The 9,172-nt window shown below is 65.7% G+C and carries 12 protein-coding genes; 5 read left to right on the plus strand and 7 right to left on the minus strand.

The window, feature by feature from the left end:
- Positions 1 to 160: 160 nt before the first annotated feature.
- Positions 161 to 538: a biopolymer transporter ExbD gene (locus VGN62_RS10135; RefSeq protein WP_327453361.1), complete on the plus strand. Its 378-nt coding sequence runs from the start codon at positions 161 to 163 to the stop codon at positions 536 to 538.
- Positions 539 to 563: 25 nt separating this feature from the next.
- On the opposite strand, the gene VGN62_RS10140 is transcribed toward VGN62_RS10135, so the two are convergent.
- The 3 genes from VGN62_RS10140 to VGN62_RS10150 form a co-directional block, all read right to left on the minus strand.
- Positions 564 to 1,100 carry a DUF1993 domain-containing protein gene (locus VGN62_RS10140; protein WP_327453363.1) on the minus strand — a complete coding sequence of 179 codons (537 nt, stop codon included), beginning with the start codon at positions 1,098 to 1,100 and terminating at the stop codon, positions 564 to 566.
- Between the two features lie 27 nt (positions 1,101 to 1,127).
- Positions 1,128 to 2,927 (minus strand): ABC transporter transmembrane domain-containing protein, encoded by a 1,800-nt coding sequence (locus VGN62_RS10145; protein ID WP_327453365.1) that lies wholly within the window; start codon positions 2,925 to 2,927, stop codon positions 1,128 to 1,130.
- A gap of 117 nt (positions 2,928 to 3,044) precedes the next feature.
- Positions 3,045 to 3,302: a YjhX family toxin gene (locus VGN62_RS10150; RefSeq protein ID WP_327453367.1), complete on the minus strand. Its 258-nt coding sequence runs from the start codon at positions 3,300 to 3,302 to the stop codon at positions 3,045 to 3,047.
- Between the two features lie 275 nt (positions 3,303 to 3,577).
- Between VGN62_RS10150 and VGN62_RS10155 the strand changes: the two genes are divergently transcribed.
- The gene (locus tag VGN62_RS10155) at positions 3,578 to 4,798 is read left to right on the plus strand and encodes a polyhydroxyalkanoate depolymerase (protein WP_327453369.1); all 1,221 of its coding nucleotides are present in this window, start codon (positions 3,578 to 3,580) and stop codon (positions 4,796 to 4,798) included.
- A 124-nt stretch (positions 4,799 to 4,922) separates the two neighbouring features.
- Positions 4,923 to 5,954, plus strand: a complete 1,032-nt coding sequence (locus VGN62_RS10160) for an NADP-dependent oxidoreductase (RefSeq protein WP_327453371.1) — start codon at positions 4,923 to 4,925, stop codon at positions 5,952 to 5,954.
- 25 nt (positions 5,955 to 5,979) lie between these two features.
- Here VGN62_RS10160 and VGN62_RS10165 read toward each other — a convergent pair whose 3' ends face one another.
- Positions 5,980 to 6,375 carry a YkvA family protein gene (locus VGN62_RS10165; RefSeq protein WP_327453373.1) on the minus strand — a complete coding sequence of 132 codons (396 nt, stop codon included), beginning with the start codon at positions 6,373 to 6,375 and terminating at the stop codon, positions 5,980 to 5,982.
- 23 nt (positions 6,376 to 6,398) lie between these two features.
- Here VGN62_RS10165 and VGN62_RS10170 point away from each other — a divergent pair, with 23 nt between their 5' ends.
- Positions 6,399 to 7,382 carry a dipeptide epimerase gene (locus tag VGN62_RS10170; RefSeq protein WP_327453375.1) on the plus strand — a complete coding sequence of 328 codons (984 nt, stop codon included), beginning with the start codon at positions 6,399 to 6,401 and terminating at the stop codon, positions 7,380 to 7,382.
- A gap of 10 nt (positions 7,383 to 7,392) precedes the next feature.
- Here the strand turns inward: VGN62_RS10170 and VGN62_RS10175 are convergent, their stop codons facing one another.
- Positions 7,393 to 7,857: a pyridoxamine 5'-phosphate oxidase family protein gene (locus VGN62_RS10175; protein WP_327453377.1), complete on the minus strand. Its 465-nt coding sequence runs from the start codon at positions 7,855 to 7,857 to the stop codon at positions 7,393 to 7,395.
- Positions 7,858 to 7,922: 65 nt separating this feature from the next.
- Positions 7,923 to 8,318, minus strand: coding sequence for a VOC family protein (locus VGN62_RS10180; protein ID WP_327453379.1), 396 nt, complete (start codon positions 8,316 to 8,318; stop codon positions 7,923 to 7,925).
- Between the two features lie 86 nt (positions 8,319 to 8,404).
- Here VGN62_RS10180 and soxR point away from each other — a divergent pair, with 86 nt between their 5' ends.
- Positions 8,405 to 8,875: a redox-sensitive transcriptional activator SoxR gene (soxR, locus tag VGN62_RS10185; RefSeq protein WP_327453381.1), complete on the plus strand. Its 471-nt coding sequence runs from the start codon at positions 8,405 to 8,407 to the stop codon at positions 8,873 to 8,875.
- A 6-nt stretch (positions 8,876 to 8,881) separates the two neighbouring features.
- Here soxR and VGN62_RS10190 read toward each other — a convergent pair whose 3' ends face one another.
- A complete protein-coding gene (locus tag VGN62_RS10190) occupies positions 8,882 to 9,172 on the minus strand; it encodes a putative quinol monooxygenase (RefSeq protein WP_327453383.1) in 291 nt (96 codons plus the stop codon).

Here is a 9,172-nt window from a genome sequence, read left to right on the forward strand (position 1 = left end):
CTTGGCGATATTATGATATACCATTACAGATGAAGCGAGGGTCACCCTTGCTTCGATGACGGGGTGGGCTCCCGATAGTCGCGGACCGCCTCCCCGAACCGGGAGAGAAGCCATGCGCCGACGCCGCAGCATTTTCCGCACCGATCCCAATGCCAGTCCTATGATCAACACGACGCCGCTGATCGACGTGATGCTGGTGATGCTGGTGATGTTCATCATCACCATCCCGCCGCCCACGCACAGCGTCGATGTCACGCTGCCCGCCGGGCCACCGCCGGATGCGAAGGTGCTCGACGCGAATCGGGTGACGATCGACACCGCAGACGTGATCCGCTGGAATGAGGAGGCCGTCGACCTGGCGCAGCTCGGCTTGTTGGTAAAACAAGCCGCGGAGCGTCCCGACCCTGCGGCGATCCTGCTCGAACCCGACGCTCGCGCACGCTATTTGCGAGTCGATGAAGCGATCGGTGCGATCCGGCGCAACGGCGGGTCGAAACTCGCCTTCCCCGGGATCCACAGCTACGCTGGCCTGATCTGATCGCCGGCCCGGTTCTCGCCGCCCGTCAGGCGGCGGGGGCTGTTCCGGGCCGGAGGTAGCGCATCATATAGCTGACATAGTCGGCCTTGCCGAGCGGGACGCCCATATGGCGGAGCACCGCATAGGCCGCGGTGCGGTGGAAGTAGAATTGCGGTTGTGCCCAGTCGCGGACATAGTCGAACGCGCGCATGTCGAAGGCCATGCCGTTGGGCAGCGTGAAGCTGACCCCGCGGTCCCCGTCATCGCCGAGCGCGGCGCGATCGACCGCGTCGAGGAAGGCGAGGGCCGCCCCGATCTGATCCTGCATCCCGGCGAAATCGGTCGCGTCGTCGGGAAAATCGAGGACATCGGCATCGGCGAGGCGCGCGAGCGGCTGCAGCGCCTGGATGCACGTAAAGCGGACCTGTGCGGCGAGCGGGAACATGTCGGGCGCGAGGCGCGCGACCGCGAACTGCAACTCGCCGATGCCATTCTCCTCGCCCCATGTGCGGGCCCGCGAAAGCTCCCCCGACAAGGCGCGCAGGCCGTTCTGATACGCCGGCACGGTAAGGTCGTAGAGCATCGTCATATCCTTCGTTGATCGGGGTGGTCAGGCGGCGGCGAATTTGTCCTGGAACTGGAGTCGCGCGAGGCGGGCATAGAGACCGTCGGCGGCGACGAGTTCGTCGTGCTTGCCTTCCTCGACGATGCGGCCGTCGTCCATCACGACGATGCGGTCGGCGGCGCGCACGGTCGCGAGGCGGTGCGCGATGACGATCGTCGTGCGGTCGTGCATCAGCGTTTCGAGCGCGTCCTGGACGAGCTTTTCGGACTCGGCGTCGAGCGCCGACGTGGCTTCGTCGAGCAGGAGCAGCGGCGCGCGGCGGAGCAGCGCGCGCGCGATCGCGACGCGCTGGCGCTGGCCGCCCGACAGGCGCGCGCCGCCCTCGCCCATGAAGGTGTCGAGGCCTTGCGGCAACTTGCGGAGGAACTCTTCGGCATTGGCGGCGCGCGCGGCTTCCCATAGCTCTTCATCGCCGGCGTCCCAATTGCCGTAGCGAAGGTTGTCGCGGGCCGAGGCGGCGAAGATCACCGTTTCCTGCGGCACCATCGCGATGCGCGCGCGGATGTCGGCGGGGTCGGCTTCGATTAGCGGAACGCCGTCGAGCAGGATCTGTCCACGCTGCGGATCGTAGAAACGCTCGGCGAGCTGGAAGAGCGTCGATTTGCCCGCGCCCGACGGGCCGACGATCGCCACCGTTTCGCGCGGGCGGATCGCGAGGCTGAAATCGTGGAGCGCCGGTGCGTCGGGGCGCGTCGGATAGCGGAATTCGACGTTTGCGAATTCGAGCGTACCGACGGGCGGCTCGGGGAAACGGCGCGGCTTTGCCGGGGGGGCGATGCTCGCTTCGGCATGGAGCAACTCGCTCAGCCGCTCAGCCGCGCCTGCGGCGCGGAGCAGGTCGCCATAGACCTCCGTAAGCGCGCCGAACGCGCCCGCGACAAGCCCGCCGGTGAGGACGAAGGCGGCGATCGTGCCGCCGGTAATCGTCCCCTGCGCGACGCCCTCGGCGCCGTACCAGAGCAGGGTGGTGATCGCGCCGAAGAGCAGGCCGATGACCGTCGCGGTGATGATCGCGCGGAGGCGGATGCGGCGCTTGGCGGTCGCGAAATTGGCTTCGACGGCGCCCGTGAAACGTTCGGCCTCGCGCGTTTCCTGACCGAACGCCTGGACGATCTTCATCGCGCCCATCTGTTCGGCGGTGGTCGCACCGATGTCGGCGACGCGGTCCTGACTCGTCCGCGAGACCTTCTGGAGCCGCCGCCCGAGAAGGACGATCGGCAGGATGATGACGGGGATGCCGAGCAATATGCCCGCCGTCAGCTTGGGCGAGAGGCTGAACAGATAGATGATGCCGCCGATGCCCATCACCGTGTTGCGCAAGGCGACCGATACGGTGGTACCGACGACCTGTTCGATGATCGCGGTATCCGACGTCATGCGCGATGCGATTTCGGACGGACGGTTTTCCTCGAAAAAGCCCGGGGCGAGGCGCAGCAGGTTCTGCTGAACCGCTTGGCGGATGTCGGCGACGGTGCGTTCGCCGAGCCAGCTCACGAAATAGAAACGCAGTGCGGTCGCGACGGCGAGCGCGATGCAAATGGCATAGAAGAGCCGGAAATGCGGTGCGACGTTGCCGCCGCCGGCGATGAAGCCGCTGTCGATCATTTCCTTGAACTGATAGGGGATCGCCAGCGTCGCGAGCGCCGCGATGCCGAGCGCGATCGCAGCGACGATCAGTTGCAGCGGGTAGCGGCTGGCATAATGCCACACCATGCGCAGGCTGCCGAGCTTGCGGCGGGATTCAGCGGAAGCTTTCGCGGCGGAAAGGTCGGTTTGGCTGGCCATCGCACCGCCCCTAGCAGCGGTAGAGACCGCGCTCAACGATCCAGAATGCGGCGCTGCTTCAAGCGCTTTGAAGTCGCGCTGCAAGGAGCGCGGCAAAGATGCCGCGCTCCCCATTTTTCAGCGATTGTCGAGCTGCGCGCGCACGGCGCGAAGCCCCGCCTGCGTGATGCGGTACGGCGCGCCGCCGTGCGAGCCGATGAAGCCGCGGCGCCGCAGCCGGTTGAACAAGGGCAGGCCGGTACTGGCGAGGACAAAGCCGTCGCGGGTGAAGCACAGGGCCTCGACGATATGGCCGTCTTCGCCGCGGCGATGGCGGATCATGCCGCCCTGCGCCAGCACATGGAGCACACGCTGCTCCGCTTTCGAGATATTCATGGGATATGTCCGGATTTTGCATGCAACAACAGCGCGCCGACCGGGGTCGGCACGCAACGCACATCCCGTTTTCGCCGGGATGTTAGCGGTTGCCCGCAATCTCAGACATAATCACTCCATCGGCGCAGCAGGCGCCTGCGGCAGGAAGATTATTCGCAATCGGTACGCCTCGCAATGATTTTGATGCATTGCACAATGAGACGGAGCCCCTAGACTGCTAACCAATGCGCAGGCGCCGAAGAGTGCCGCCGGGGTCACGCAAGGAAGAATCGAATATGCTGTATCACGCCTTTGACATGCAGAAGAACTGGCTCGCGGGGGCGAGCGCGCTCGCTACAGCGGGCGCGCAGGTGATGCAGCATCCGGCGAATCCGCTCGGCTATTTCAGCGGCAGCCCGATGTTCGCCTCGGCGCTCGAGGTGTTCGCGCATGCTTCGGCACCGCGCGGCAAGCCGGGGTTCGAGCTGTACGAAACCGAGGTCGCGGGCGAGACGGTGCGAGTGACCGAGGTAGTCGAAGCGCGCAAGCCTTTCGGTCAGCTCAAGCATTTCAAGCATAAGGGGTCGAAAGATGCGCCCAAACTGCTGATCGTCGCGCCGATGTCGGGCCATTATGCGACCTTGCTGCGCGGCACGGTCGAGCGGATGCTGCCCGGTCACGACGTGTGGATCACCGACTGGCGCGACGCGCGCAACGTGCCGCTGGAGGCGGGCAAGTTCGACCTCGACGATTATGTCGATTACCTGATCGCGTGGCTCGAACATATCGGCCCCGGCGCGCATATGCTCGCGGTGTGCCAGCCGTCGGTGCCGAGCCTCGCCGCCGCAGCGATCATGGCGGCGAACAAGCACAAGTGCCGGCCGAAGACGCTGACGATGATGGGCGGGCCGATCGATACGCGCAAGGCGCCGACCGCGGTGAACGAGCATGCGACGACGCGGCCCTATGCCTGGTTCCAGGAAAATGTCATCGCGACCGTTCCGGCCTGGTATCCGGGCGCCGGGCGCCGGGTCTATCCGGGTTTCCTCCAGCTTGCGGGCTTCATGTCGATGAACCTCGGCAATCACATGATGAGCCATTGGGAGATGTTCAAACATCTGGTCGATGGCGACGGCGAAAGCGCCGACAAGACCAAGGAATTCTACGACGAGTATCGCGCTGTGTGCGACATGACCGCTGAATTTTACCTCCAGACGGTCGATGCGGTGTTCCAGCGCCATCTGTTGCCGAAGGGCGAGATGACGCATCGCGGCCAGCCGGTCGATGTCGGCCTGATCGAGGATATCGCGATCCTCGCGATCGAGGGCGAGCGCGACGATATTTCGGGAATCGGCCAGACCAAGGCGGCGCTGACGATCGCCAAGGCACTGCCGGCCGAAAAGAAGAAATATCTGATGGCCAAGGGCGTCGGCCATTACGGCATTTTCAACGGCCGCAAGTGGCGCGAGGAGATTGCGCCGGTCGTGGAGAAATGGATTCGCGCGCACGGCGGGTGAGGTCGAAGTCGGCCAGCCATCCCTGAAAACAATATGTGCGCGCGGCAGGACAATGGCGGGCTGGCGACGGCGGTGAGCGGCAGCCATAACATTCCTGCCCGCTTTCGGGCACCGGAGTGTTGCCATGCCCGCACAGACGATCAATCGCCAATGGCTGCTGGCACGCCGTCCCGCGGGGCAGGTGCTTGTCGATGATTTCCGGCGATATGACGCGCCGTTGCCTCGTCCCGATCTGGCCGCGGGGGAAATTCTCGTCCGCAACCTCATGTTCGGTTTCGATCCTGCCCAGCGCGGCTGGATGGATGACGTGGCGAGCTATATGCCGCCGATCGCGATCGACGAGCCGGTGCGCGGCAGCGCCGCTGCGCGCGTGGTCGCCTCGGCCAACCCCGCTTACCCCGAGGGGACCATGGTACGGGGTCTGTTCGGCTGGCAGGATTATGCGGTCGCCGCGCGGGCCGGCGAAGCCGATCCGGTACGAATAGCCCCCGGCGTCGCGCCCGAAGAGGCGTTGGGCGTGCTGGGCGCGGCCAGCCTCACCGCCTATGTCGGGATGCTGGAAGTCGGGCGGCTTGGCGCGGGTGATTGCGTGCTGGTTTCAGGCGCAGCCGGCGCTGTCGGATCGATCGCGGTGCAGGTCGCGCGCCTCCATGGTGCGCGCGTCATCGGGATCGCCGGCGGGCCCGAAAAATGCCGTTGGCTGATCGAGGATTATGGCGCCGATGCGGCCATCGACTATCGCAACGAGGATATACGCGCGCGGCTGAAGACGCTCGCGCCGGAAGGGATCGACCTGTTTTTCGACAATGTCGGCGGCGCCACGCTCGAAGCGGGAATCGCGCATATCGGGCGTTTCGGCCGGATCGTGCTGTGCGGCGCCATCGCGGGTTACAATGACGAGCGCCCTGCGCCCGGTCCGCGCAACCTGATGCGCCTGGTCTCGCAGCGTGCAGAGATGCGCGGCTTCATCCTGCTCGATCATCTGGATCGGGTGCCCACCGCGATGGACCAGCTCGGGCAATGGGTTCGCGGTGGTCAGATACGCTATCGCACCGACATCCAGCATGGCTTCGAGGCTGTCCCGCAGACCTTCCTGCGCCTGTTCAGCGGCGCCAGCCAAGGCAAGCAGCTGCTGCGGATCGACGGGGCGGAATAGCCGGGAGCCGTCGGTCGTCGCTTGGTCAATGCCAGGGCGACGTCCGCACGCTCCAATAGACTATATAGAGCAGCCCCGCCCACAGCAGCAGGACGAACGCCATTCCGGTGCGGCTCGACGGGCGTTCGCTTGCCGCCTCGGCGGCGGCGTGAAGCTCGGCCCAGAGCGGGGCGGGGATAAGGCGGCGGACCGCGAGCAGGCCCAAGGGCACGACGATCAGGTCGTCGAGCCAGCCGAGCACCGGAATGAAGTCGGGGATCAGGTCGATCGGCGACAGCGCATAGGCGGCGACCGCGATCGCCAGCACGCGCGCGAGCCAGGGCACGCGCGGGTCGCGCGCGGCGAGCCAGGCGGCGTGCGCCTCGACCGCGAGGCGGTGGCCAAGATCGCCGATACGTTCGGAAAGGGATTTGCCGGTCATCATTTGATCATTACTGTCCCCGCATGGCTATCCAACTGAAAAGCGCTCGCGTCGAACGCTGGCCGGTCGCGGGCGCGTTCGTCATCAGCCGCGGCGCGAGGACGCATATCGATGTCGTCGTCGCCGAAATCGAAGGAGAAGGCGCCGTTGGGCGCGGCGAGGGCACCCCCATTTATTATCATGGTGAGGACGCGGTGGGGTGCCGCGACCAGATCTTGCTCGCCGCGCCGCATATCGCCGACATGGGCGCGGCGGACGCACGCGCTGCGGTACAGGAGTTGATGGCGGCGGGGGCGGCGCGCAACGCGCTCGATTGTGCGCTGTGGGATCTTGAAGCCAAGCAGCGCGGCCTTCGGCTCTGGCAGCTCGCCGGGTGCGATGGGGCGCCGACGTCGCGGGTCACCGCCTTCACCATCTCGCTCGGATCGCCCGGCGCGATGGCCGAACAGGCGGCGACAGCCGCGGCCGACGGCTATCGCCTGCTCAAGCTGAAGCTGACCGGCGAAAATGATCGCCTGCGCGTCTCTGCCGTGCGCAGAGGCGCGCCCGAAGCGCGACTGATCGTCGATGCAAATGAAAGCTGGGGCGCGATCGACATATTGAGCGAGGCCGAAGCCCTCGCCGACATGGGGGTCGAGATGATCGAGCAGCCGGTGCCGGTGGGCGCTGACGCGTTGCTCGATCCCATTTATGCACCGATCCCTTTCCTCGCCGACGAAAGTTGTCAGACCGCCGCCGACATCGCGCGGATCGGCCCCTTTTACGACGGGGTGAACATCAAGCTCGACAAGGCGGGCGGCCTGACCGAGGCGCTAAAGATCGCCGATGCGGCCGATGCGGCAGGGCTGTCGATCATGGCCGGGTGCATGCTGTGCACCAGCCTTGCGATCGCGCCAGCTTTTGTTCTGGCGCAGCGCGCGCGCTGGGTCGACCTCGACGGCCCCGCCTTGCTCGAACGCGACCGCGAGGGCGGGTTCGAGTTTCGCGAGGGGCGAATCGGAATCTAGGGCCAGGACCCTAGAGCGCCACTTCGGCGTGCTGGCCGAGTTCGCCTTCCTTCATCGTCATCCCCGTCGCGAGCTTGAACAGGCCCTTGATGCTCGGGTCGGCGGTCCAGATTTCGGCATTGTCGAGATCGAAGCGGAGCAGGACGAGTTTCGGGTCGTCCTTGCCGCCTTCGTACCAGGCCGCGATGCTGTTGTTCCATAATTTGTCGAGTATCGCGCGGTCGCTCTCGCGGACCAGCGTACCCGCAATGCAGGCGAAGAGGTCGTGGCCCTTCGATGCGAATTGCGCCATCGCAGGACCGCCGCCTGAAAGCCGGTTATCGGTTGCGGTGAAGAACCAGAAGGCGCTGTCGGCATCCTTGTCGAGCTGCGCGTTCATCGGGATATGATGTTCGCGCTCGCCGGTCGCGCCGACCATGACATAGGGGCTGTCGGCGAGTGCTTTCCAGAATTGCTTTTTGATATCGTCGGCCATGGGAACGGCTCCTTTCGTCCCCTCGATGACCGATCAACGCCGCAATCGGCTGGCCGTTGCCCCGTTCAACGCAGGCGCGGCTCGGCATAGCTGACGACTTCATATTCGATGCCGTCGGGGTCGAGGAAATAGAAGCGGCGGCCCGGCTCGTAATCGCCATGTTCGAACGGGACGAGGCCCACCGCCTTGACGCGCATCTCGATCGTGTCGAGATCGTCGACCTGCACGCCGACATGGTTGAGCGGGATACCCTTTTCATATTGGAGGCCGGCATGCTGCCCGTCGGGGCCGGTGTAGAGCGCGATATAGGCGGAGTCGCTGCCGAGATGGATCGTTCGGCCGCCGTCACGCGCGGGGCCGCGCCAGCGTTCGTGCCAGCCGAAGACGGCGGAGAGAATTCCCGCCGTGCGGTCGGGATCGCTGACCGTCAGATTTACATGCTCGATGAAGGGGTGCGTCACCTTGTCTTCTCCTGATTCGCGTTGACGCGCGGCTTATGAAAGCTCAAGTGAGGTTTAGATCAAGAGAAAAGAAAGGAGCCCCCGCGATGCACCGGACCGACCTGATCGCCATCGGCGAACTCGCGGCGCGCACCGGCGTCGCGGTGTCGGCGATCCGCTTTTACGAAGCGAAGGGACTGGTCGAGGCGTTGCGCACTGGGGGCGGGCAGCGGCGCTTCCTGCGTGCCGATATCCGCCGCGTCTCTTTCATCCTGATCGCGCAGCAACTGGGATTGAGCCTTGAGGAGATCGCCGCCGAACTGACGCGGCTTCCCGCGGGACGGACGCCCAACGGAACCGACTGGACGCGGATCAGCACGGGGCTGCGCGCGCGGATCGACGCGCAAATCGCGGCGCTGCAGCGGACACGCGAACTGCTCGGCGATTGCATCGGGTGCGGCTGCCTGTCCTTGAAGAAATGCGGACTCTATAACCGCGACGACAAGGCGGCGCAGCGCGGTTCCGGACCGCGCTACCTCCTCGGCGACCGGGCGAAAGAGATTGCCGAGCTGGGCTAGCAGCGATCAGACTGCGGCGAGACGCTCGATTTCGGGCGCGCCGGCGAGGCAGGGGCCGAGTTTCGCGCCGAGGGTGCGGAAATGATCCGACGCGCGGTGCGCCTCGACTGCCGCATCGTCGTCATAGCATTCGAGCACCTTGTAGACGCCGGCCTCGGCGGTACGGAACAGGCGGTAATAGCTGTTGCCCGGCTCGTTCGCGGCGACCGCGGGTGCGAGTTCGGCGAACACGCCTTCGAATTCCACTTCCTTGCCGGGCTGCACGCGCAGCGTGGCGATCACACCGATGGCACTCAT

Origin of the sequence: Sphingopyxis sp. (assembly GCF_035998905.1) — a bacterium.
In the GTDB taxonomy this organism is placed as follows: domain Bacteria; phylum Pseudomonadota; class Alphaproteobacteria; order Sphingomonadales; family Sphingomonadaceae; genus Sphingopyxis.